Raw genomic sequence first — 21,808 nt, forward strand, 5'->3', positions numbered from 1 at the left:
ACCCTATCGTCGAAGGTCGTATCGCATAGCACCATGCGTGATCGAAGGTTGAAGGAGCATCGCGATGACGCATCGCGCGGCAAGACCCCCTAGTGGCCTTCCAGATGGCAACTCGTTGCTCGACGACACCAATCGCAGCCTGCTCCACGCCCTGCGGGACGATCCACGCGCCAGCGCCGCCGAGTTGGCGCGCCAGGTCGGCATGTCCGCGCCGGCGGTGCGGGAGCGTCTTCACCGGCTCGAACGCGCCGGCGTCATCCGTGGCTATCGCGTCGATATCGACCCCGCGGCGCTGGGTCTACCTGTCGCCGCCTGGGTGCGGATCCAACCCGGTCCAGGGCAGCTGCCGAAGATCGCAAACCTGGCCGCCCGCACTCCCGAGGTCAGTGAGTGTCACCGGATCTCCGGTGAGGACTGCTTCCTGCTCAAGGTGCACGTGGCCGCGGTCGACGCCCTGGCCGCGGTCCTCGACCAGTTCCTGCTCTACGGCCAGACCACCAGCTCCTTCATCGTCTCCACACCGGTGGCACCGCGCACGCCGGAACAACGCTAACGTCCAGCCGGTGCCCCCGAGTCGGGGAGCCGCACCGGTGTCCGCGACGAACGCGTCCGTCGTGCCGCGCGCACCGCATTGCGGAACAGCATCGCCACTGTCGTCGGGCCGACGCCGCCGACACGGGGCGTCATCGCCCCCGCCACGGTCGCGCACGACTCGTCCACGTCCGGCAACAGCCGCCGCCCCGCGTACCGCACCCCACCATTGACGACGACCGCGCCCGGGCGCAGGTGCTCCGGGCGTACGAGACCCGGCACCCCCGCCGCCGCCACCACGATCTCCGCCCGTCGTGTGTACCGCGGCCAGTCCGGCACGCCGGTGTGCACCACCGTCACCGCGGCGTTCGCCGTCGGCCGCTTCTGCGCCAGCACCATCGCCAGCGGACGCCCCAACGTCGCACCCCGGCCCAGTACCACCACCTCCCGGCCGGCAACGGGAACCTCGTGGTACGCCAGCAACGCCTCAATCCCCGCCGGCGTGCACGGTGTCGGTCCCGGCAGCCCCAACGCCAACCGGCCCAGGTTCACCGGGTGCATCCCGTCGACGTCCTTCTCCGGATCCAGCGCCTGCATCGCCCGGTCGAAGTCCAGGTGCGGGGGAACCGGGTGCTGTACCAACACCCCGTGCACCGACGTGTCCGCACTCAACTGCGTCACCACCGCCTGCAGGTCGGCCTGCGACGCCGACGCCGGCAGCCGCACGTGCGGGGAGGCGAACCCCAACTGCACGGCCTGCCGCTGTTTGATCCGGATGTATCCGACGCTAGCGTCGTCGTCGCCCACCAGCACCGTGGCCAGGGCCGGGGTCACCCCGGCTGCCCGCAACTGCGTGACCTCCTGTGCCACCTCGGCCAGGATCTGCTCGGCTACCGGTCCACCTGGCAGTGACCGCGCTACCGACATCGACGTGGACATGGCTCACCTCGCCCCACGGAAAGGCCCAGGCGGTCGACCCTCCGCGACGAGCTCCCCGATGGTCGTTCCATCCTCGGTGCCGCCAGTCGCATCGTTTCCAGCCTGCCACAGCTTGCCCAGGGTGAGAAGGCCTTTGCCCAGCGCAGCTGCCACCGCCGACCGGATCGGGTCGCTGCGTTGGCCGCCCGCAGGACTGCGGCAGGGGCGTGGAAGGCGGCGTGCGGGCCGCTGGACCGTACCCGAGACAATCACCAACATGGACGTTCGCTATGACGAGGTTCTCGACCCGCTGCGGCAGGCGTACGACACTGGCGCGGCCTGGCGCGACGGGCTAACCAAGCAACCGTGGAAGGTGGCGGAGCGTCAGGCGTTCATGGACCGTCTGGCATCGGGTACACGGCTGCTGGAGGTTGGCGCGGGCACCGGGCAGGACAGTGCGTTCTTTCAGCAGGAGGGGCTTGTCGTCGTTGCGGCCGACCTGTCGCCGGTGATGGTCGAGCACTGCCGGGCCAAGGGCATCGACGCCCACGTGATGGACTTCCTGCACCTGGACGTTCCGGCCGGCTCCTTTGACGCGGTATTCGCGATGAACTGCCTGCTGCATGTGCCCAATCACGATCTGCCTGCGGTTCTGGCAGCAATCCGGGCCGTCCTCCGTCCCGGTGGCCTCTACTTCGTCGGGGTGTACGGCGGCAACGAGAGCACCGAGGGTCCTTCCGACGGTGATCAGCATGTGCCGCCGCGTTTCTTCTCGTGGCGCACCGACGAACAGCTGCTCGGCTTTGCCACCGACGCGCGGTTCGACGTGGTGGACTTCCACCTGGTCGATACCGGTCGGGGCTACTCCTTCCAATCGTTGACCCTGCGACGTCCGTACCGCGACTGAGTATCCGGGGGCAGCAGGCCCGTGGTCACGGCGTGTTGCGGGTGACGGTAGCGCTCCTCGCCGCCGCCAACCCTGGCGCGTCGCCAGGGCTCTATGCTGACGAGTGTGAACATTCGTCCCACCCCCTTAGCCGGCGCGATCGTGATGCGACTGCTGGAGGAGTCCGATGTGGGGCCGCTGAGCGAGGCGTATCTTCTCAATCGTGCGTACCTCCAGCCGTGGGAGCCGCGGCGGACGGACGCCTTCTTCACGGTGGAGGGGCAGCGGAGTCGGGTTCAGGATCAGCTCCGACTCCTGGATTCAGGCCAGACCTTGCCCTGGGTGTTGGACGAGGGTGGTCGGGTTGTTGGGACGCTGACTCTGTCCAACGTCGCACTCGGACCGTTCCGCAGTGCCAATATCGGCTATTGGGTCGACCATGGATATGCCGGGCGGGGGCTCGCTTCTCAGGCTGTTCGGCATGCCTGCCGGCTTGCCGACGAGGTGGCCGACCTTCACCGGCTTGAGGCCGGCACCCTCGTGCGCAACATAGGAAGTCAGCGCGTTCTCACCAAAGCTGGGTTCACGCTGATCGGCACCGCGGTCAACTACCTGCATATCGACGGTGCCTGGCAGGACCACCTGATCTTCCAGCGCATCCTGAACGAACGTCGTCCGGGATGAGGTCGCGTCCGGGAACGTCCGACCGCTGGGAGGCCGTCGGCGACCAGGATGCCTAAAGTTGTCTCCACCCACGGTGATCCTGGTCGTTCTTCAAACGGTGAATACGCGATAGACCGTCTACCCGACCGGCCGGTCGGACGGGCCAGGACGGGTGTAGCGGAGGAACAGGTTGCCCTGCTCGTCGAGGAGGGACCGGTGCAGCTGCCACCGCCCGTCCGCGGGCTGCCCCGCCGGACCGGCGGTGATCCGCGGGCCGGCCACCGCCAACAGCTGCGGGGCGATCGTCATGCAGATCTCGTCGAGCAGGTCCGCGTGGGCCAGCTGGCCGGCCAGCGAGGGGCCACCTTCGCAGACGATACGTCGGTGCCCCCGCTGTCGAAGCGTCTGGATCGCCTGGTGGAGGTCGACGTCGTGCTCGCCGGCAACCAGGAGTTCCGCGGCTTCGGCTACCGCCGTCCCGCGCTCGGCCGCCGCGGCGGCGGGGACGATCAGGATCGGCCGTGGGTGGGTATGACCTGCGGCGCTGTGCTGGAACAACGGGCCGCTCAGGTCGAGATCGAGACTGCGGGTGACAACCGCGACGGCCGGATAGGGCGGTAGGCCGTTGGCCCGTCGACGGGCGATCTCGGGAGCCGACAGGGCGGTCTGCCCGTACTGCTCGGCCCGGATCGTGCCCGCCCCCAGCAGCAGCAGGTCGGCCTCTCGTTTGATCAGGCGATAGACCCGCTGGTCGCCGCTGCTCGTCAGCGCGGCACTGGAGCCGTTCACCGCGGCGAGACCATCGATGCTCGACACCGTCACGAGGCGTACGTGGCCCCGGTTGTGGGCCGGCGGTGCGTAGCGTTCGTGGAGTTCGTCCTCGTCCAGGTCGACCAGCCCGGCGGTGGGCCACATGTCGCGGATCCGAGAACCCGCAGCGGGAGGTGGCGGGCCCGCCAGCCGCCAGACCAACTCGGCGAGCCGTTCGGTGAGGCGGTCGGGCGGGCGGGTTCCGGCCGCGACGTCCGTGCCGCTGGTGCGGCGGCGTTCGGGACCGTGCCGTTGGCCACGCACCAGGTACTCCAGGCCGCTGCGGTCCATGGCGTAGCCGATGTGCTGGCCGTCAATCTCACCCGAGACGGCGACCGCGTCAACACCGAGGTCCCGCTGCGTGTTGACGATGCCACGATGACGGTGGCACTGGTCGATCCAGTGTGCCAGGAGGTCGAGTGGGGTGTGCCCGTCGACGCCACGGGCGAGTATGGCGGGCACGGTCGGTTTCGGCGGCCGATGGCTGATCGTGAGCAGCGTCGGTGGGCCTCCCCAGCGCCAGGTGGCGCTGAGTTCCTCCAAAACCGACAAGATCGAACTGCTCGTGTCCCGGTGAGCTGATGTCATGCCTGACCGTTTCCCGTCGGTGGTGGAGTGCTGGTCCGGTCCGACCAGCACCAGAGCTGTACCGGTTGACGACTCACCCGGTTGGGCCCATGGCGTTGTCGGGGCGGCGCGGTTCCCGCTTGGGAAACACCGTGTACGCGAGCGGCCCGAAGACGAGCCAGGCCGCCATCGCCAGGCTGAGTCGCCCGATCCACTCCCAGAGCTCCTGGGTCCGATCGGCGTCACCGACGAAGGCGATGCCACCGAGCAGAAGAGCGCAGGCCACGGCCCAGCCGAGCAGGCCCCGGGCCCAGTCGCGCCACTCGTGCCGGGCACGCGCCAGTCCGTACCGTGGTGGCCGAACCGGTGGCGGCCCGCCAGCGAAGCGGTGCGCGAAGCGCACGTCAGCCCAGCGAACCATGCGGTGGCCGAACGCCACCGTGAAACCGAGGTACGCCGCGGCGAGGCCGTGCGCGGCCGTGGCCTCGCCGCCACGGCGGAGGTCGATCGTCGTGGCGGCGAGCAGGACAAGGTCGACCGCCGGGACCGCCATGAGCAGGGCGGCGCCGACGCGGGGAAGGCGAAGCGGGTATCGGGCCACTAGCCCGGCCGCGATGAGCAGCCAGAAGGCCACCTCGCAGGCGACGATCAACGCGACAAGCACCCAGGCCCCCTCTTTTAGTACGCTGTACGATTACCGTAGCAGGGGGACGCCATCGACCGCCGGAGGAGCCGTGCCGAAGATCGTCGACCACGACGCGCGCCGCGCCGAACTGGCCGAGGCGATGTGGCGCGTCGTCTACCGGGATGGCGTCGCCGCGGCCACGGTGCGTAGCATCGCTGCCGAGGCCGGCTGGTCACCCAGTGCGCTGCGGCACTACTTTGCCACCCAGGCTGACCTGTTGGTCCTGGCCATGGAGCATGTGATAGCCAAGGCGACCGAACGCTTCGCCGCGGAGAGCTGGACCGGGCCGCCCCGCGAGGTCGCTCAGCAGGCCCTGGAGGAGTTCCTGCCGCTGGATCGACAGCGTCGCAGAGCGGCGGAGGTGTGGCTGTGGCTGACCTCGCATGCCCAGGTTGACGCGGCGGCCCAGGTACGGCTCAGAGAGGCCGACGACGGGGTGCGGCGGGTGGTCGACGTTGCTGTCGAGGCACTCGCGGCGGCCGGGCTGGTGGCTCGGGGCGCTGATCTCGGCGCGGAGAAGGCCCGACTGCACGCCCTGCTCGACGGGCTCACCCTCCACGCGCTGGTGCGCACCGAACTCATGCCGCCCCACCGTGTCCGCGCGTTGCTCGCCGGGCATCTCGACAGCCTGGCGAGCTCTCCCCGGGGTGACGACGCGACACCGTAGCCCGATCACCGGAGACGGGAGTCCGTCACGTTTCGGGGTCTGCTGTCTCCCGGAGTGCGCTTCGTTCCAGGGACAGGACGTGGTCCAGGATGGCGTCGAGGTTGGCCCGGTTGGCTTCGGACAGGCCCCGCGCCTTGAGTGCCACGGCCCGGACGCCAGGGGTCTGCAGCGCCTCGTTGAGGTCGCGTAACTCCTGGAGCCGCCGTAATTCAGCGTCGATACCGCCGGTGTCGCCGCTGAGAAAGTACGCGGCGGGAACACCGAAGAACGCGGCCAGCGCCTCCATGTGCTGTTTGGTCGGGTTCGTTCGCTTCCCGGTGCGCAGCGCGTGGAGGTAGCTGGCGGAGACATCCCCGCCCGTGTGCCGTACGGCCTCGGCCACCTCCCGGTCGGTGTAGGGCTTGCTGCGACCGGCGGGCAGCTTGTGTTGGTACAGGAAGGTGAGTTTGTCGGCCAGGGACCGGTCGGTGTCGCCCCGCCTCCGAGCGGTGTCGTCGGTCATGGGGGCACCTCCAGGTCCGTCTACTGAGGCACGTAACGCGAGCGTCATCGATTGTCACCAGTTGACAACACTCCGTACGCAATGGCTATCCTCGTGCCTGTCCACTCATGTGGACAGGCGCATGGTAAGTGACAACTGATGTAGATTGTCAGCTTTCCGTCCAGCGGCGGTCCGCGCCAAGCATCGGAGGCCCCTCGGCCGACAACCGATTGACGGGCCCGTTGGAAGCTGGTCCCCGCGCCTGGTCAGCGATGGGATCGTGACGGTAACGGGGGACTGACCCGCGCCTACCCAGGCGCGGGTCGTGCCGCACCGACTCACGCTGCCCAGGATGGGCGCCCGTGGTCCTGGCCCCACAGCGCCATCCTCGCCGCCACCGACAGTCGCGGGAGCCGTCCCCGCGTACCGGATCGTCCTCGACGGACTGCCCGAGATTCACACCCGGGTGGTCGCTTCGCGGGACCTGCTGATGGCTGCCGTCAAAGGTGATCCACAGGTGCGCCTCGACGGTGTGGTGAACGGCGACCTCACCGTGACGTCGTCGCGTCAGGGGACGCCGAGAGCGGTCCCCACCGACATCACCGGTGCGCCGGTGGTGATCAGTGTCCGCACCTCAAACTCGCCGATGATCAGCGGCGTCTCGGCGATCCCGCGTGGGAGTACCTGACTACCGCTCAGAAGCTGGTAGCGCAGCTACCGGACGACGATTACGGCAGCATGATCCGCAGTGGCCTCGAGAACGTCTCTACGGCCTTGGCGGCCGGTTCGACCCAGCGCCTCGACTCCCATCCGTCATCGCCGTCGCCCGGCGCCTTCACGCACTGTCAACTGTCGCCGCACCCACGGCAGCAATGCGTCGGCCTGGGCCCGCTGGAACGCGCGGAGCGTTGGTAGCCCGGGTGGCGATGGTTGGCGTGCGGCGTCTAGGAAGTACCCGGCGTAGCCGGTTAGTACGTCGATGAGTAAGTCTTCGGGTGTCGCGGTGTCCCGCGCCAGATGCTTCACGAGTTGATCAATGTCGACACCGCCGTGCAGTAGCAGGTTGACGCACAGCAGCAAGCGGTCCAGCCATGCCGGCCCGCGACAGGCATGCGGCCAGTCGACTATGGCCACGGTACCGTCGGCGCGGAGCAACAGGTTGTCCGCCCGCAGGTCGGCATGCACCAACGTCTGGCCCTCCAGCCCGGCCAGCGCCCGATCGGCGGCTGCCTGCAACATCGGCAGCCGCGCTGCCACCCATGAGTCAAGCATCGGCGGGCGGTTCGTCGCGAGTTGCCGCCAGCCGGCGAGGTCCGGGCCGCACTGCTGGAGGGCGGTGGGCACGGGCAGGTGGCATGGGCTTGTTACCCGGGCCAGGTCAGCGAGCGTAGCGAACACTGTCGACACCTCGCCTGGGCTCCACGGCGTACTCGGATGGCGGCCTTCGACGTCTTCGAATACCAGTGCGATCCACTCGCCGTCGTCGTGGCACGCCAGCAGCCGTGGTGCGGGGACTTCGCATGGAATCGCCGCGGCGACCCGTGCCTCCACGCGGTGCAACGCCACCGCTGTCTCGTTGAGGCCACAACCGACCGCCTTGACGAAGGCCCGTCGCCCGTCCGTCGTGACCACCCGGTCAGCGGTGCCGGGGGAGAACCCGCCGGGTTGTGACACCGCGGCCACGACAGGTGAGCCCACACCACGCTCGACAGCCCCGCGTACCGCCGATGGCAGGTCGACCCAGCCGATGCGTGCCCCTGTGGCGCTGACCATCCTGACAGCTTGTCAAGCTGTCGGCCTGGTCGCACGCGCGTTTCGATGCCCTCGCGCGATCGCGCACCAGGCCTTCTGATGTCCGCGGGCTGGTTGCGTGGGCCGCAGCCAGGGTCCCGATGAGCGGGCAGGCCGCAGGCGGGTTGGGCTCGAGGGTCATCTTTGTTATAGACAGGTCACTATACAGTTAAGTATATTAACAAAGCGTGCCACGTGGAGTCCCTGTCCCGACACCAGCCGCGGCCGAGCTGGTCGGGCGATGTCTCTAGGAGGACCGATGAAGCTGGGCATGAGGACTGTGGCCCTGGCGGGCGTCCTCGCGGTGGTGGCCGCGGGGGCCCTGGTGGCCAGCGCCACCGCGACCGCGGCGGCCGCACCGGCCGCGACGTTCGTCAAGGTTTCCGACTGGGGTAGTGGCTGGGAAGGCCGATACACCATCACCAACGGGGGAAGCAGCACCCTGAACTCCTGGCAGGTCGAGTTCGACCTACCGGCGGGCACGAGCGTCGGCTCGTACTGGAACGCGTTGATGGACCGCGACGGACAGCGCTACCGCTTCACCAACCAGCACTGGAACGGCACGATCGCACCGGGCTCCTCGGTGACGTTCGGCTTCCTCGGCGCCGGCCCGGGCAGCCCGAGCGGTTGCCAGCTCGACGGCCAGCCGTGCGAGCCGACAGCTCCTCCGACGACCAGCCCACCCCCACCACCACCGACCACCGCGCCTCCCGGTAGCACACCGGTTGCGGCGAACGGGCAACTGCGGGTCTGTGGTGAGCAGCTGTGTAACGAGAACGGCAAGCCGATCCAACTGCGCGGCATGAGCACGCACGGTCTTCAGTGGTACGCCAACTGCGCGACCAGCGCCTCGCTCGACGTCCTCGCCCAGCAGTGGGGCGCCGACGTCCTGCGGATCTCGATGTACATCCAGGAAGGCGGCTACGAGACCGACCCGCGTGGCTTCACCGATCTTGTCCATGATTACATCGAGATGGCCACCGCTCGCGGTCTCTACGCGATCGTTGACTGGCACATGCTCACGCCGGGAGATCCGAACGACAACCTGTCGCGCGCGCAGACCTTCTTCGCCGAGATCGCCGACCGCCACCGGGACAAGGTGAACGTGCTCTACGAGATCGCGAACGAGCCGAACGGTGTCAACTGGAGCGCGGTCAAGAGCTACGCCGACCAGGTCATCCCGGTCATCCGGGAACGGGACCCGGAGTCCGTGGTGCTCGTCGGCACCCCCGACTGGTCGTCGCTCGGTGTCTCCGGAAGTGGCGGCGGCGTTGACGCCATCACCGCCAACCCGGTGTCGGCAAGCAACCTCATGTACGTCTTCCACTTCTACGCGGCCTCGCACGGCGACCTGTACTACAACACCCTGGCGGCGGCGGCTGACCGAATCCCGATCTTCGTGACCGAGTTCGGCACCCAGCAGTACACCGGTGACGGTCCGAACGACTTCACCATGTCCCAGCGTTACCTCGACCTGATGGCGAGCAAGAAGATCAGTTGGGTCAACTGGAACTACTCCGACGATTTCCGCTCCGGCGCGGTCTTCACCACAGGAACGTGCGCCAGCGGCGACTTCGGCGGTACGGGCCCGCTCAAGCCGGCCGGTAGCTGGATTCGCGACCGCATGCGTACCGCTGACGACTTCTGACCGCCCCCGCCACCCGGATAGGTCCGCCACCCCGGTCGCGTACTCGCCGGGGCGGCGGACCGGGCCGGAGGCCGTTGCGGGCCGCCCGACCGAGACTGTCCGGTGCTGGCCGTCGGTCGCGAGGGTGGCCTCGCAGCGCCAGGGGCGCAGATGGGCTCGGGAACGGGCCCGAACTCAGCCGGTCGGCGGTTTGTCCGCGCCCGCGGCCTCGGCCGCGTCGGCCTCCTCCTTGGTGTGGTGCACGGCTTGGTCGGCGTGCTCCGGCGGGGCGTAAATCGTGTAGAGCACCAGCGGGTTCGGTCCGGTATTGACGATGTTGTGCCTCGTACCCGCGGGTACGACCACCTGGCTGCTCCGGGCGATATCGCGCCTTTCCCCGGCGACCAGCGCCGCACCAACACCGCTGACAAAGGTCAGGATCTGGTCGGTGTTCTCGTGGACCTCGTCGCCGATCTCACCTCCCGGCGGGATCGTCATGACCACCAGTTGGAGGTACTTGCCGGTCCACAACACCCGACGGAAGTCCGGGCTCTTCTCAGCCTCGGTAACGATTGTGTAGTGCTCCATTCCCCGCCCATACCCGTCCCGGCCGGGCACCATGCCGCCGCCGCGGCGGCATGGTGCCCGGCTGCGGCGTCGGTCAGAGCGGTTCCCCGAGGGGCCCGTGCTGGTCGGCCAGGTTCTTGGCCCAGTGGGCGGCGAAGTCCGGTTGGCTGCCGTCGGTGTCGGTGAACCCGTACTCCTGGTAGAGGCCCCAGGTGGCCAGGGCACGCCCGGTTTTGGCCATGATGGTGGGGTCCGCGGCCAGCGCGGCGACAGCCCGCCCGAGGTAGGCCGGGGTTTCGGAGTGGGCGAAGTTCGGGTCCTGGGCCACGCCGTCGCGCCAGTTGGTCTCGGTGACACCGAAGTGTTCCAGCATGGCCTCCGAGCGGAGAAAGCCCGGCGTGATGGCTACGGCCGCCACGCCGTGGGGCTTGAGCTCGGCGGCCTGGGCGACGGCGAGGCGGATGACCGCGGATTTCACCAGGTCGTAGAAGAGGGTGCCGCGGTAGCGGGCGGTGTTGCCGTCGGTCACCTCCACGACCAGGCCGCTGCGGCGGGCGACCAGAAGGGGGAGCGCGTACCGGCTGGTGATGATGTGGGTATCCACCGCCTGCCGCAGCAGTCGCAGACCGGTGTCCAGGTCCTGTTCCCACAGTGGGCGCTCCCAGTCAACCAGCGGATCGCCGCCCCATACCGAGTTGACCAGGATGTCGAGCTGGCCGTCCTGCTCGGTGGCGACCGTGTGGACGAGCGCCTGTACGTCGTCGGGACGGCTGTGGTCGGTTCGAACGGGAATGCCCAGTCCGCCGGCGGCGGTGACTCGTTCGGCGGTCTGCTCGATGGTCTCCGGGCGGGCCAGGTCGGAGCGCTTTCCGGCGCTGCTTCGTCCGGTGACGTACACCGTCGCGCCGGCGGCACCGAGTTCGACGGCGATGCCCCGTCCGCCGCCTCGGGTGCCGCCAGCGACCAGGGCCACCTTTCCGGCCAGCGGGCCTGTGCGCTTTGTCATGACTCCTCCATATCAGGGGTTGTTCGCGGCGGCAGGTGGGGCGCCAGGACAGCGGCGAGCTCCTGCCGCAGTCGCTGTTCGAGGCCGCCTTCGCGCTCCAGTGCCCAGTTCAGGCCGGAGCCGGCGATGACCGCCTGCACCGTGCGGGCCAGTGCGGCGGGGTTGCTGTCGGTGCGGAGCTCGCCGGTGTCCACCGCCTCGGTGAGCAGGTGCGCGATCGTTCGTTGCTGAGTGCGGTGAATGGCCCGGGCGCGTTCGTAGAGCTGCGGGTCACCAAGATCCATGCACAGGAACGCCAGGTGATTGGCGTAGCTCTCCGGGGTGCTCATCGCCGCCATGGACTGCACCATCAGTGCCGCCAAGGCCCCGAGCGCCGAGTCGTGCGACCGACGCGCTCGCTCAACCAGCTCGCTCATGTCCTTCTCGGCCTGGTCGGCGAGGGCGAGAAGGAGGCCATGTTTGGAGCCGAAGCGTTGCACCAGGGTTGCCGGCACCAGCCCGACCTCGCGTGCCACGGCGGCCAACGTGAGACCCGCCGGACCCACCTGACCCATGACCTGCGTCGTCGCGCGCAGGATCACCGCGTCGTCCACCCCGCGGGGGCGTCCCACCATCGCCGCTCCTTTTATAAATGACTGTTCATTTATTAAATCAGGTGGGTTCGTGCCGGGCAAATCCCGCCGCTGCCGGTGCCTACGTCCGCTGGTCAGGGTCGATCCACCATCACCGCTGCCGTAGCTCGCGGCGGGTGAAGCCGTAGCCGAACGCGGCCAGCAGCGCCGCCGCCGTGCCCAGGAAGATCGCCGTGCTGCCATAGGCGTCAATCACCAGTCCGGCGGCGATCGTGGAGAACGGAAACAGGCTCAGCGCAGCGAAGACGATCGCGCTCATCACCCGGCCGAGTAGGTGTGGCGCGGTGTTCTGCTGCACGATCGTGATCACCAGTACGTTCGTGACGGTGCTGGCGAGGCCGGCCACGGAGAGTGCGACCACGGCGCCGAGATAGCCGGCGAAGGGCACCAAGGCGACAGCCCCGCCCAACACCAGGCCCGACACCATCGCCGTCGCTCCGCGTCGGGGCAACCCCGCCAGACCGGCGGAGCAGAGCCCACCCACCAGCGATCCGGCGGTGAAGGCGGCGAGCAGCCCGCCCAGCCCGCCCGCACCGGCGGCGAAGTCGTCGTTGTTCAGCGACGGCAGGCCCACCCGGACCATTCCGCCGACGGTAAGGTTGGCGGCCCCGGTGACCAGCAGCACGGTACGCAACAGCGCCGACTCACGAAGCAGTCGCCAGAACCCGATCGTAGGATCACTCGGCGGCGTCCCGTCGCCCGACTCGTGCTGCGGTGACCCGCCGCCACCGGTGGGGGCCGCCAGCGGCATCGCCGCAGCGCGCCCCATACCGCCGATCATCGCCAGGCAGGCCGCCGAAACGGCGAAGGTCACGGCGTCTACCCCGAACGCGACCGCTGGCGATAGGGCGATCACCACGAGGCCAGCGACACCCGGACCGATCATTCCGGCGGCGAAGGTCGCGGTGCTGTGTAGCCCGTTGCCAGCCTGTAACTGCTCGGCGGGCAGCAGCCGCGGCGTGATCGCGTAGGCAGCGGGCTGGAACATTCCGGCACCCAGCCCGGTGCCGGCCACCAACACCGCTACGCCGAACATGCCTCCAGCGCCGGTCACGGCAACCACGACGATGCCGGCGGTGAAGAGGATCCGAATCAGATCAGAGATCAGCATCACCCGCCAGGGTCCGATCCGGTCGGAGAAGACTCCACCCAGCGGTGTCGTCACCAACCGGCACAGCCCGTAGCCGGCGACCAGCAGGCCGAGGTCCCGAGCGCCGCCGCCGAATTGATAGACCAGAAACGGAAGCGCCACCGCGTGAAAGGCGTCGCCGAAGACGGAGACCAGCTCGGCGGCGAACAACAGCCGGTATCCGCGGGTGCGCAGGGGAGCGAAGCTGAACTGCGGCCGGAAGCGGCGAGCGGTGGCGGTGACCGCCGTAGCCTCAGCCATGAAGGGAGACCGGGAGTGACTCCAGTCCACGCAACATGATCGTGTCCCGCCACCGAAGCTGGCGCACCTCGGCGGCGAGCGTGAGCCCCGGGTACCGCCCCAGCAGGGCGCCGAGGGCCACCTCACCTTCGAGTTTTCCGAGGAACGCGCCGAGGCAGCGGTGCAGGCCGTGGCCGAAGGCGAGATGTCCGGTGTCGCGCCGGTCGAGGATCAACCGGTCGGCGTCCGGGAAACGGTCGGGGTCCCGGTTGGCCCCGCCGAGCGACACCAGTACCAGCTCACCGGCGGGAATCACGACGTCGTCGACGGTGACCGGCGCGGTGGTGAACCGTAGCGTCGCCATGGCGACCGGGGACTCGTAGCGGAGGAACTCGTCTATCGCCTCCGACAGCGCGTGCGGGTTCGCCAGCAGCCACCGGTGCTGGTCGGGGTTGCGTACCAGGGCGAGGGTGGCGGTGCCGAGCAGGTTGACGGTCGTCTCGTGCCCGCCGATCAGGAGCAGGAAGACCATACCGACGATTTCGTCGTCGGTGAGCTGGCCCGCGTCACGTGCGGCCAGTAACTCGGTCAGCAGGTCCTCGCCGGGGCGGGCCCGTCGATGTCGTAGCTGAACCTCGATGTAGTCGGTCATGTCCCGCAGCGCCGTGGCGAAGGCCGCAGGGTCGTCGTTGTGCGTCAGAATCGCCGTTGACCAGGAACGGTAGGCGTCTCGCTCCTCGGCCGGGAAGCCAAGCAGTTCACAGATGACCAACATCGGTAACGGGAAGGCGAAGTCCTGCACCAGGTCCACTGTCTGTCGACCGCCGACCCCGTCCAGCAACGAGGTGGTGATGCGTTCCACCAGTGGCCGCATCGCCGCCACCCGGCGAGCGGTGAACGCCCCCTGAACGAGGTGCCGCAACCGGGTGTGGTCCGGCGGGTCGCTGTTGAGCATGTGGATGACGTCACCGCCGAGGGTGACCCCGGCAACCCGGTTGTCGGCCAGCGTCTGGGCGCGGCGGGCGTCCTGCCCGAACCGTGGGTCGGCGAGCGCCGCGCGCACGTTTCGGTAGCGGGCAATGACCCACATCGGTATGCCCTCGTCGCTGTGCAGGATCGATACCGGTCCGTTGGCCCGGATGCGGGCCAACGCCGGGTACGGATCGGCGATATACGGCACCGGTGGCGGCGCCGACGTGCTGGTCACGGACTCCATGGCTCTCCTCGCGGTCGGCGGTTGGGGAGAGAAAGCGGCCTACTTACACGCTCAGGGCAGGAGACGGCCACCGGTACGCCCGGGTCGGCAGCCACCACAGATGCCCGGCCTGCTCGGCGATCAACCGTGCCTCGGCCAGCTCCTGGCGTACGGCAGCGGGCAGTCGCCCGGCCGGGACGCCGTCAACCAACTTTTTGATCGCCGCCCGGTGCTCCGGTTCGTCGATGGTGTACATCTCCAGCGTGCCGAGCCGTCGGTCGCGAACCTCGGTGAATCCCGGACCCCGTCGGAATACGCACATCCCCAGAAAGAACGACTCCCGCCAACCGCGTACCGCCGCGTCGTCACCGGCGCCGTCTACCCGAACCGGCGGATACAGATGGTTGAACAGTCCTCGACCCGCACAGCCGTCGTGACAACGGGCGACCCACTCCGCCGAGATCGCATGGGCGGTCAGCTCCCGGAGCAACACCAAGGTACGGGCGGCGACGACGCCCGCGTCCGGACACAGGTCAACCGGCTCGGCGAGCCGAACATGCCGGACGCCGAGGTGGTAGAACTCCGCGACGAGAGGCTCCCACACGCCGGTGATCCGTCGCGTACCGAAGGACATTCCCGGGACCCGGGCGGCGGTGGGCTCGTAGTCGCGGGACAGCTGGATCTCGACCCCGCTCGCGTTCCACTCGGTCATCTCGGTGAACTCAGGCGACGACGGTGGCACGCGATTCCTCCTCAGCTCGCTGGGCGGCTACTCGGCGGTGTTCGATCCGGGTCAGTACCTGGTTGTTGGACTCCACGGCGAGGTGCACCTGGTAGCCGCCGTCGTGAAACAGCAGGCCCAGCGCAGCCCACCGGGACAGCAACGGTTCGACGACCGCCGCCCCGCCTGGCACCTTGGCGACGAGGGTCGCGACCGTACGGGGCTGGCCCAGCAGCCGAAACAGCTCGATCTCGGCGGGCGTGGTCAGCTCCAGTACGGTCCAGTCAAAGCTGGCGCGTCGGCTGACCAGCACGATCCGGTCGGCAAGTTCCTGGTACGTGAGCCGGCTGATCGGATACCGCGCCTGCCAGGTGGCGAGGGCCGCGTCGAGTTCGGCGGCCAGGGTTCGGTCGATGCCCTTCGGCGGCGACGTGAAGACGTACGCCAGGTCGGCGAGCTCGGTCTCGGGCAGCCGGTAGATCTCGGCGTACTGGGGGGCCGGCCGCAGGCTGGCGAACCCCAGTTCGGGGCGGTCGAAGTAGGGGCTGTACCGCTCAATGGCGATCCGGGTCGAACTGATCGGCGGCTCCAGATGGTGGAGCGCCGGCAGCTGCGCGAGGACGCTGGTGTAGTCCTGCGCCGTCTCGCCCGGGAACCCGTACAGGTAGTTCCAGCTCGCGGTCACACCGGCGCTCTGCGCATCGCGCAACGCCCGGACGTTCTGGCAACCGGTGACGCCCTTGTCCATTAGCCGCAGCACATTGCTGCTGAGGTTCTCCACCCCTGGCTGGACCTGCACCGCACCGGCGTCGCTCAGCTGCTGGAAGTGGTGCCGGCGCAGGTTGGCCTTGACTTCGAAGTGGAGGCGCAGGTCGTACTCCGATTCGGCCAGCCACCGCAGCACCGAGTCGAAGTAGGCCATATCCAGGATGTTGTCGACGACGATGAAGTCGAGCAGTTGGTGGCGCCGTGCGAGGTCGAGGAGCTCGTCGAGGAACCGGGCCGGGCTCTTGCTGCGAAACTGCATGAACGACCCGTTGAGCCCGCAGAACGTGCAGTGGTGCTTCTCGCCCCACCAGCAACCGCGGGAGCCTTCGACCACTAGTTTGGGCGCCACCCAGTCGGCTGCTGCCGACGCGTCTAGCCGTTCCAGGTAGCCGGTGTAGTCGGGAGCGACGATGTGGGCCGGCGGCAGGGGAGTGGACGACATCGGGTTGGCCCGTTCCGTTCCGTCCCGGTCCCGCCAGCACAGGCCAGAGATCCTGGCCAGCTTCGTCCGGTCGGGTGCGGCGGTCAGTGGATCGAGCGCGTCGAGTAGGTGTGGGAAGGCGACCTCGCCCTCACCCCGCACGACGTAGTCGACGTAGGGGAAGTTGCGGTGCAGTGCCGCCCCCTGCGGCCCGTCGCAGTTGGCCCCACCGAACACGATGCGGGTCTGCGGCCGTAGCTGTTTGAGTAGCCGGGCGACGGCGAGGCTGGCGGCATTCTGCTGGAACGTGGTGGTGAAACCGACGACGTCGGGCGTCGTGGCCGCCAGTTCGGCCGCGAGTCCGCGAATGAACTCGGGCACCACCCGGTGCATCGACCCGGTCTGCGCGATCTCGGCGTCGGCCGTACCGTTGCGGGCCAGGAGCCGGGCGTAGGAGTCGAACGACCGGTCCGAGTCGTCGAGTAGTCCGGAGAAGACCCAGTCGCCGGCGCCGAGGAAGTAGGAGGACTCGGAGAAGTACTGGTAGTCGGCGAGCGTGAGGTTGGTGACCCGGGCCGCCCAGTCGAAGAAGTCGAGGTTCGCGTAGCGAACCTGCACCTCGTGGCCACCCTGGCTGGCTGCCGTGCGCAGGATGCCCAGCGCCAGCGACGGAACATCGATCGATCCCCAGGGCATGCTGACCAGGACGACCTTCATCGCGGATCCTTCCGTTGGTGGGCTTCGTTCCGGAAACGAGCTGCTCCGGAACGAAGCCGTCGAACTGGCGGTCACCACTGGGGGTTACTCGCTGGCCGCCAGCTTGTCGGTCGCTGGATCGGTCCCGCCGCTCCGCTCGGCCGCAACCGCCCGGTCCATGTCGAGGAACATCTTCACCACGACCGCCCCGCGCTCCCGCTCGTTGGTGGCGATCGGGTCATGACGTACGCTGCGTCGCTTCATGCGCTTCACCTCCCTCCCTGGCTGGTTGGTTGGTACGGGCGGCCGTCCGCTGTGGCCACCCGGGTTCGGTCCGGTCGCAGTGCCTGGCCGGCGTACCGGAGTAACTCGTCGAAGGCGTGGGTCTGGCTGGTGGCGTCGCCGAGATGGCCGCCGGACATCCAGTGCAGCTGGTGCGGCACGCGGCGGCGGCGCAGCGCGGCGACGTAACGCCGCACCTGGCCCGGTGGGCAGCGGTCGTCGTCGCCGGCGGCAGCGATAAACAGGGGGCCGCGTACCTGGTCCAGGTAGGTCATCGGACTGGCCGCACGGTATCGCTGCGGTACGTCGTCGGGCCCGCCACCGAAGAGTTCGTCGTCCACCTCGCGTAACGCCGCCGTGGTGCCGCGGTAGGCGGCCGGGTAGTCGGCGATGGGGGCGACGGCGAGACCGACCGACCAGTCGGCCGGTGCGACTCCCATCGCGAGTAGAACCAGGTACCCGCCCCACGAGTATCCGCACAAACCGACCCGGCCTGGTTCGGCGATGCCGCGGTGGAGCAGGTGCCGGCGTACCGAGGCGAGGTCGTCGAGCTGTGTCAGCCCGACCCGATGGCCGAATCCCCGTTGCCACCGTGGGCCGTACCCGGTCGATCCCCGGTAGTTGGTACGGACCACCGCGTACCCGGCGCGCACCAGAAGTTCCACCCGGGGGTCGTAGGCGTCGCGATCGTGGAGGTACGGCCCGCCATGGACCAGGAACAGGGTCGGCCATGGTCCGGCACCGGGCGGGGTGGCCAGGAAACTGTGAATCCGGCCGTACGGCTGGGGGGTCCACAGCTCGCTCCGCTGGGCGTTACCGGTCAGCTGAGCCGGGCCAGCCGGTCGCGCTGCCCCCCGGGTCGCTGCGGCAGGCTCGGTGACCCGGTGCTGCGGCGGCACCGACTCACGGGTCCAGACATAGTGGACTTCTCCGCCTGGGGCGCAGGTCAGATCCAGGATGGTGCCGGGTGGGGTGTTGATCGCGGCGACCTCACCCTTGGTGAGGTCGGCCAGCAGCAGCCGGCTGCGCCCGGCGTGGTCGTGTTGGATGAGTACCTGCCCGTCGGTGCCGTACCAGTGGGCGGTGACCTCGGTGTCGTAGGAGAGGGCTGCTGCCAGTGCGATGCCCCGATCACGCTGCCAGGTACCGACCCGGTAGTGCTCTGGTGTTTCGACGATGACCAGCAGTTGCGGGTGGGACTGGTCGTCGGGGCGGAACTCGAGCGCCCAGATCCGCCGACGGTCGCTGCCGGCTACGACGTCGAGTCGACCGTCACTGAGGCGGATGACGCTGATCGCCGTGTCGCCGTCGGCCCGCCCGGCCAGGGCGATCGTCTCCCCGTCAGCGGTCAGCCCGATCACTGTTGCGTAGCCCACTGCGGCGGCCACCAGGTGCCCAGGTCCGCCGGGCCGACCCACGTAGCACCGGGTCTCGGTGTCGGTGCCGATGCCGACCGCGACCCGGCGGCCGGAGGCGTCGAAGGCGATCCCGTGCTGCCGCCCGGGTGGCAGGCCGGTGAGGGCCGCGGGTGGAGTCTCCGGGGCGGTAGCTGGTGACCGGAACGGTTGGCGTCGCCAGATCCCGATGCCCGCCGGGTTCGCGTCGAACCACCAGAAGTGCCGACCGTCGGGCTCGATGTCGTAGGCGGTCACGCCGTTCGGGGCGGTTGTGCGGAACCGGCGCTGGTCGGTGTGCCGATCCCAGGCCAGGACCTGGGTCAGGCCATTGTTGAGACAGACTTCAACGGATCTTTCGGGCCGTTGGGCGGCGAAAGCAGGCGCGTAAGGAATGTGCACGGTCACCCCGATCCAGTCCAGGTGCCCTTCCGGATCGTATTCGATTGATTGCGATCGGTAAATAGCGAAGCGGGATCGACGATCTGGCGTTTCGGTATACTTTTACCAAGCCGGGGTAAAGTCAGTTATAACCTGATTTCAGGTGCTGACGCCAGACACCACCGTTAGCGTCGGTTCATGTGGCTTCGTGCTGTCCTGGGTGCCATCCTCACGACGATGGGAGTAGGCCAGCTCGCTTCGTGGCCGGCGATGCCGGACATCCTCGCCGCGTACGAGTTCGCACCCGCGGCGGCGCTACCGTGGTTCGCCGCAGTGGTGATCCTGGCAGAACTGACCAGTGGGCTCTGGCTACTGACCCGACCGCGGTCGTGCGCGCTGACCCCGGTCTGGATCTACACCGCGGTGGCGGTGATCTGGGCCGGCCTGGCAGCGCAGGCGTTCGGCCGCGGTCTGACGGTCGACAACTGCGGCTGCTTTGGGCGCTTCTTGACCCAGCGACTCGGCTGGTTCGTGCTGCTCCAGGACGCACTACTGCTGATCTACGCAGGACTGATGCTGCGCGCCACCCGCAAGGCCCGGACGCGCGCAGCCGGGGCGACACGTTGAGACGTGACTAAGCGGAGTCGTACCACCGCCCGTAACGGCTTGATCTGTGGGCCAGCCAGGCCCATGGTTTCTCCACAGCCAGGACAGGTACCGCCGCAACTCCTGCGGTGTGGCGAGCCACCCCTTGTCCATGTAGGTCAGGATGCGCCTCACCTCGCCGGAAACCAGGTCGTAGGAGGTGGCGTCGGTTTCCGGGATTGGCCTCTGCGGGGCGACTGCCGCGGGAGCGGGGACGATGGGTATACGGATGCTACGTCTTGCCAACTCCTTGAGGACGGTGAGATAGAACCGGGGTAGATGGCGTCCAGTTCCTCATTGGCCACAAGCCGAGGAATCGTCGACTCGGTGTTAACCGGTGCTCCATTCGTAGGGTCGGGGCAGGGCTGCCGGGCAGACCGCTCGTGCGCTAGGAAGGTCGCCATGGCAGAAGGATCTTCCATCGGAAGCGCGGGCCGCGCCATGGCGGTGGCGACGTTGGTGTCACGGGCCGCCGGTTTCGTCCGTCTGGTGGTGCTGGCCTCCGCCCTGGGAATGGGGAGCCGTCTGCTCGACGGCTACAACGTGGCGAACACGCTGCCCAACGCCGTCTACGAGCTTGTCGTCGGCGGCGCGATGGCCAGCGTGGTGGTGCCGCTGCTGGTGCGTGCCGCACTGACCGAACCCGATGCCGGGATGGTCTACACCCAGCGGCTACTGTCGTTGCTGGTCTACGGGCTCGGGGCAGTCACTCTGGTGGCAATGATCTCAGCCCCGTGGCTGGTCGCGGTCTATGCGCCGGGTTTTTCCGGCGAGCAGCACGACCTGGCGGTGTTACTCAGCCGGTTCTTTCTGCCCCAGATCCTGTTCTATGGCCTCAGTGCCACCGCCGGCGCGGCGCTCAACATCCGGGGCCGGTTCGCCGTTCCGATGTGGGCGCCGGTTGTCAACAGCCTGGTCGTGATCGCTGTCGGGATGACCTACCTGGCCGTCGGCGGCACCACCAGCATTACGTCGATGCCCGCCGGACATCTGCTGTTGCTCGCCGTGGGCACCACCGCGGGCGTCTTCGCCCAGATGACCCTGGTGGTGTGGGCCCTGGCGCGCAGCGGCTTCACCCTTCGGCCCCGACTCAACCCACGGGGCATCGGGATCCGGCGAATCGGCCGGCTCGGCGCCTGGGTCCTCGTGTCGGTCGTCGCCGCGCAGATCCTGCTCGCAGTGGCCACCCGAGTCGCCTCGACGAGCGGACCGGGCGGGGTCAGCGCCTTCCAGAACGCGCTCGCGGTGTTCCAGATGCCGTTCGCGGTGATCGCCATGTCGGTGATGACCGCGATGCTGCCCCGGCTCAGTCGCCACGCCGCCGGCCGCCAGCACGCCCAGATCGTCGAGGACCTGTCCCAGGCGGTCCGGCTGGCGGTCGTGGCACTCGCCCCGATCGCGGTGGCCATGACGGTGCTCGGCCCGCAGCTCGCCACGCTGTTGTTCGGCTACGGCCGCAGTTCACCGTCGGCGATCGCCCTGCTGGGCGCGGTGGTGGCAGCCTTCGGGGTGGCCCTGGTGCCGTTCACCGGCTTCATGATTCTGCAACGCGGGTTCTACGCCCTCCAGGACACCAGGACCCCCGCGATTGTCACCGTCGGGGTCACCGTCGTCGGCGTGGCCGGATGCGTCGCCGCGACATGGCTACTACCCCGCGCCAACGCCGTGATCGGGGTTCCCCTCGCGTACGCGGTCGCCTACACGGCGGGCCTCGCCGCCGCTGCCCTTCTCCTGCGCCGTCGGCTGGGACGAATCGACGGGCACCGACTGCTTCGTACGGCCGCTCGGGTAACGGTCGCCGTCGGCGTCTCCGGCAGCTGCGGCGGTCTCACGGTCTACGCCCTCACGCCGCTGCTCGACTCCCAGGACAATGCTGCGCTGATCACATTGACCGTGGCGGGCGCCATCGGCTGTGCCGTCTACGTTGCGGTCGCCCGCCTGGTGCACCTCACCGAGCTGCGCCAACTCGTGGCAACAGCCCTGGCCGGCATCCGACCCGGCTGACGGCGTGCCACCGGTGTGCCGCGAGGTGTCAGCTTCCGCGCGCGACAGGACCCGGTCGTCGTGCCCGCGCCCTACGCCGTCGTGCCCGGCGCAGGGCGCGG

General features: G+C 68.7%; 21 protein-coding genes, 3 pseudogenes and 1 riboswitch. Of the genes and pseudogenes, 9 read left to right on the plus strand and 15 right to left on the minus strand.

All coding sequences use genetic code 11. The features are described 5' to 3' along the window. Nucleotides 1–64: 64 nt before the first annotated feature. On the plus strand, nt 65–553 hold the full coding sequence (locus STROP_RS11445) for an Lrp/AsnC family transcriptional regulator (RefSeq protein WP_012013506.1): 489 nt from the start codon (nt 65–67) through the stop codon (nt 551–553). On the opposite strand, the gene STROP_RS11450 is transcribed toward STROP_RS11445, so the two are convergent. Next, nucleotides 550–1,470 (minus strand): bifunctional 5,10-methylenetetrahydrofolate dehydrogenase/5,10-methenyltetrahydrofolate cyclohydrolase, encoded by a 921-nt coding sequence (locus STROP_RS11450; protein WP_012013507.1) that lies wholly within the window; start codon nt 1,468–1,470, stop codon nt 550–552. The genes STROP_RS11445 and STROP_RS11450 overlap by 4 nt on opposite strands. 16 nt (nt 1,471–1,486) lie before the next feature. Further along, nucleotides 1,487–1,570: riboswitch (ZMP/ZTP riboswitch) on the minus strand. A gap of 147 nt (nt 1,571–1,717) precedes the next feature. Between STROP_RS11450 and STROP_RS11455 the strand changes: the two genes are divergently transcribed. Then, a complete protein-coding gene (locus STROP_RS11455; protein WP_029125725.1) occupies nt 1,718–2,356 on the plus strand; it encodes a class I SAM-dependent methyltransferase in 639 nt (212 codons plus the stop codon). A gap of 105 nt (nt 2,357–2,461) precedes the next feature. Continuing rightward, nucleotides 2,462–3,019: a GNAT family N-acetyltransferase gene (locus tag STROP_RS11460; protein ID WP_187151596.1), complete on the plus strand. Its 558-nt coding sequence runs from the start codon at nt 2,462–2,464 to the stop codon at nt 3,017–3,019. A gap of 117 nt (nt 3,020–3,136) precedes the next feature. Here STROP_RS11460 and STROP_RS11465 read toward each other — a convergent pair whose 3' ends face one another. After that, complete coding sequence (locus STROP_RS11465) at nt 3,137–4,396, minus strand: dihydrofolate reductase family protein (RefSeq protein WP_012013510.1); 1,260 nt, start codon at nt 4,394–4,396, stop codon at nt 3,137–3,139. 73 nt (nt 4,397–4,469) lie between these two features. Beyond that, nucleotides 4,470–5,039 (minus strand): hypothetical protein, encoded by a 570-nt coding sequence (locus tag STROP_RS11470; RefSeq protein WP_012013511.1) that lies wholly within the window; start codon nt 5,037–5,039, stop codon nt 4,470–4,472. Nucleotides 5,040–5,109: 70 nt separating this feature from the next. Between STROP_RS11470 and STROP_RS11475 the strand changes: the two genes are divergently transcribed. Further along, nucleotides 5,110–5,727: a TetR/AcrR family transcriptional regulator gene (locus STROP_RS11475; RefSeq protein ID WP_012013512.1), complete on the plus strand. Its 618-nt coding sequence runs from the start codon at nt 5,110–5,112 to the stop codon at nt 5,725–5,727. A gap of 25 nt (nt 5,728–5,752) precedes the next feature. Here the strand turns inward: STROP_RS11475 and STROP_RS11480 are convergent, their stop codons facing one another. Then, a complete protein-coding gene (locus tag STROP_RS11480) occupies nt 5,753–6,229 on the minus strand; it encodes a helix-turn-helix domain-containing protein (protein WP_012013513.1) in 477 nt (158 codons plus the stop codon). Between the two features lie 379 nt (nt 6,230–6,608). Here STROP_RS11480 and STROP_RS11485 point away from each other — a divergent pair. Both STROP_RS11485 and STROP_RS25700 read left to right on the plus strand, forming a co-directional pair. Beyond that, nucleotides 6,609–6,845: pseudogene (locus STROP_RS11485) on the plus strand (DNA polymerase III subunit beta family protein); the annotation flags it as partial. Next, nucleotides 6,839–7,021 (plus strand): annotated as a pseudogene (locus STROP_RS25700) (hypothetical protein); the annotation flags it as partial. The pseudogenes STROP_RS11485 and STROP_RS25700, both read left to right, overlap by 7 nt. Here STROP_RS25700 and STROP_RS11490 read toward each other — a convergent pair. After that, nucleotides 7,022–7,981, minus strand: a complete 960-nt coding sequence (locus tag STROP_RS11490; protein WP_012013515.1) for a phosphotransferase — start codon at nt 7,979–7,981, stop codon at nt 7,022–7,024. Nucleotides 7,982–8,258: 277 nt separating this feature from the next. Between STROP_RS11490 and STROP_RS11495 the strand changes: the two genes are divergently transcribed. Continuing rightward, nucleotides 8,259–9,647: a cellulase family glycosylhydrolase gene (locus STROP_RS11495; RefSeq protein ID WP_012013516.1), complete on the plus strand. Its 1,389-nt coding sequence runs from the start codon at nt 8,259–8,261 to the stop codon at nt 9,645–9,647. Between the two features lie 174 nt (nt 9,648–9,821). Here STROP_RS11495 and STROP_RS11500 read toward each other — a convergent pair whose 3' ends face one another. From STROP_RS11500 to STROP_RS11535, 9 genes are all read right to left on the minus strand, one after another. Continuing rightward, complete coding sequence (locus STROP_RS11500; protein WP_026274929.1) at nt 9,822–10,247, minus strand: cupin domain-containing protein; 426 nt, start codon at nt 10,245–10,247, stop codon at nt 9,822–9,824. Nucleotides 10,248–10,287: 40 nt separating this feature from the next. Then, nucleotides 10,288–11,199, minus strand: coding sequence for an SDR family oxidoreductase (locus tag STROP_RS11505; protein WP_012013518.1), 912 nt, complete (start codon nt 11,197–11,199; stop codon nt 10,288–10,290). After that, nucleotides 11,196–11,813, minus strand: coding sequence for a TetR/AcrR family transcriptional regulator (locus STROP_RS11510; protein ID WP_012013519.1), 618 nt, complete (start codon nt 11,811–11,813; stop codon nt 11,196–11,198). The genes STROP_RS11505 and STROP_RS11510 overlap by 4 nt, the downstream gene beginning before the upstream one ends. 109 nt (nt 11,814–11,922) lie before the next feature. Continuing rightward, nucleotides 11,923–13,221 carry an MFS transporter gene (locus STROP_RS11515; RefSeq protein WP_012013520.1) on the minus strand — a complete coding sequence of 433 codons (1,299 nt, stop codon included), beginning with the start codon at nt 13,219–13,221 and terminating at the stop codon, nt 11,923–11,925. Further along, entirely contained in the window at nt 13,214–14,416 is a 1,203-nt protein-coding gene (locus STROP_RS11520) for a cytochrome P450 family protein (protein ID WP_012013521.1), read from the minus strand. The genes STROP_RS11515 and STROP_RS11520 overlap by 8 nt, the downstream gene beginning before the upstream one ends. 43 nt (nt 14,417–14,459) lie before the next feature. Beyond that, nucleotides 14,460–15,137 carry a DUF5825 family protein gene (locus STROP_RS11525; protein WP_012013522.1) on the minus strand — a complete coding sequence of 226 codons (678 nt, stop codon included), beginning with the start codon at nt 15,135–15,137 and terminating at the stop codon, nt 14,460–14,462. Continuing rightward, nucleotides 15,118–17,022: a RiPP maturation radical SAM C-methyltransferase gene (locus tag STROP_RS11530; RefSeq protein ID WP_012013523.1), complete on the minus strand. Its 1,905-nt coding sequence runs from the start codon at nt 17,020–17,022 to the stop codon at nt 15,118–15,120. Before STROP_RS11530 ends, STROP_RS11525 begins: the two co-directional genes overlap by 20 nt. An 84-nt stretch (nt 17,023–17,106) precedes the next feature. Next, a complete protein-coding gene (locus STROP_RS25160; protein WP_018830146.1) occupies nt 17,107–17,265 on the minus strand; it encodes a hypothetical protein in 159 nt (52 codons plus the stop codon). 5 nt (nt 17,266–17,270) lie between these two features. After that, nucleotides 17,271–19,085, minus strand: coding sequence for a prolyl oligopeptidase family serine peptidase (locus tag STROP_RS11535; RefSeq protein ID WP_018830147.1), 1,815 nt, complete (start codon nt 19,083–19,085; stop codon nt 17,271–17,273). Nucleotides 19,086–19,256: 171 nt separating this feature from the next. On the opposite strand from STROP_RS11535, the gene STROP_RS11540 reads away from it, so the two are divergent. Continuing rightward, on the plus strand, nt 19,257–19,685 hold the full coding sequence (locus STROP_RS11540; protein WP_012013525.1) for a MauE/DoxX family redox-associated membrane protein: 429 nt from the start codon (nt 19,257–19,259) through the stop codon (nt 19,683–19,685). 51 nt (nt 19,686–19,736) lie between these two features. Here the strand turns inward: STROP_RS11540 and STROP_RS26180 are convergent. Further along, nucleotides 19,737–19,985, minus strand: a pseudogene (locus tag STROP_RS26180) (hypothetical protein); the annotation flags it as partial. A 159-nt stretch (nt 19,986–20,144) separates the two neighbouring features. On the opposite strand from STROP_RS26180, the gene murJ reads away from it, so the two are divergent. Then, nucleotides 20,145–21,707, plus strand: coding sequence for a murein biosynthesis integral membrane protein MurJ (murJ, locus tag STROP_RS11545; RefSeq protein WP_028570106.1), 1,563 nt, complete (start codon nt 20,145–20,147; stop codon nt 21,705–21,707). The last annotated feature ends 101 nt before the right edge of the window (nt 21,708–21,808 follow it).

This window comes from Salinispora tropica CNB-440, from assembly GCF_000016425.1.
Lineage (GTDB): Bacteria > Actinomycetota > Actinomycetes > Mycobacteriales > Micromonosporaceae > Micromonospora > Micromonospora tropica.

What these genes read in the sequence shown, in the direction of transcription:
- STROP_RS11495 (WP_012013516.1), top strand. Translation starts at nt 8,259, where the DNA reads ATGAAGCTGGGCATGAGGACTGTGGCCCTGGCGGGCGTCCTCGCGGTG.
- STROP_RS11505 (WP_012013518.1), bottom strand. Translation starts at nt 11,199, where the DNA reads ATGACAAAGCGCACAGGCCCGCTGGCCGGAAAGGTGGCCCTGGTCGCT.
- STROP_RS11450 (WP_012013507.1), bottom strand. Translation starts at nt 1,470, where the DNA reads ATGTCCACGTCGATGTCGGTAGCGCGGTCACTGCCAGGTGGACCGGTA.
- STROP_RS11480 (WP_012013513.1), bottom strand. Translation starts at nt 6,229, where the DNA reads ATGACCGACGACACCGCTCGGAGGCGGGGCGACACCGACCGGTCCCTG.
- STROP_RS11540 (WP_012013525.1), top strand. Translation starts at nt 19,257, where the DNA reads ATGTGGCTTCGTGCTGTCCTGGGTGCCATCCTCACGACGATGGGAGTA.
- STROP_RS11500 (WP_026274929.1), bottom strand. Translation starts at nt 10,247, where the DNA reads ATGGTGCCCGGCCGGGACGGGTATGGGCGGGGAATGGAGCACTACACA.
- STROP_RS11515 (WP_012013520.1), bottom strand. Translation starts at nt 13,221, where the DNA reads ATGGCTGAGGCTACGGCGGTCACCGCCACCGCTCGCCGCTTCCGGCCG.
- STROP_RS11530 (WP_012013523.1), bottom strand. Translation starts at nt 17,022, where the DNA reads ATGAAGGTCGTCCTGGTCAGCATGCCCTGGGGATCGATCGATGTTCCG.
- STROP_RS25160 (WP_018830146.1), bottom strand. Translation starts at nt 17,265, where the DNA reads ATGAAGCGACGCAGCGTACGTCATGACCCGATCGCCACCAACGAGCGG.
- STROP_RS11520 (WP_012013521.1), bottom strand. Translation starts at nt 14,416, where the DNA reads ATGGAGTCCGTGACCAGCACGTCGGCGCCGCCACCGGTGCCGTATATC.
- STROP_RS11465 (WP_012013510.1), bottom strand. Translation starts at nt 4,396, where the DNA reads ATGACATCAGCTCACCGGGACACGAGCAGTTCGATCTTGTCGGTTTTG.
- STROP_RS11490 (WP_012013515.1), bottom strand. Translation starts at nt 7,981, where the DNA reads ATGGTCAGCGCCACAGGGGCACGCATCGGCTGGGTCGACCTGCCATCG.
- STROP_RS11445 (WP_012013506.1), top strand. Translation starts at nt 65, where the DNA reads ATGACGCATCGCGCGGCAAGACCCCCTAGTGGCCTTCCAGATGGCAAC.
- STROP_RS11510 (WP_012013519.1), bottom strand. Translation starts at nt 11,813, where the DNA reads ATGGTGGGACGCCCCCGCGGGGTGGACGACGCGGTGATCCTGCGCGCG.
- murJ (WP_028570106.1), top strand. Translation starts at nt 20,145, where the DNA reads ATGGCGGTGGCGACGTTGGTGTCACGGGCCGCCGGTTTCGTCCGTCTG.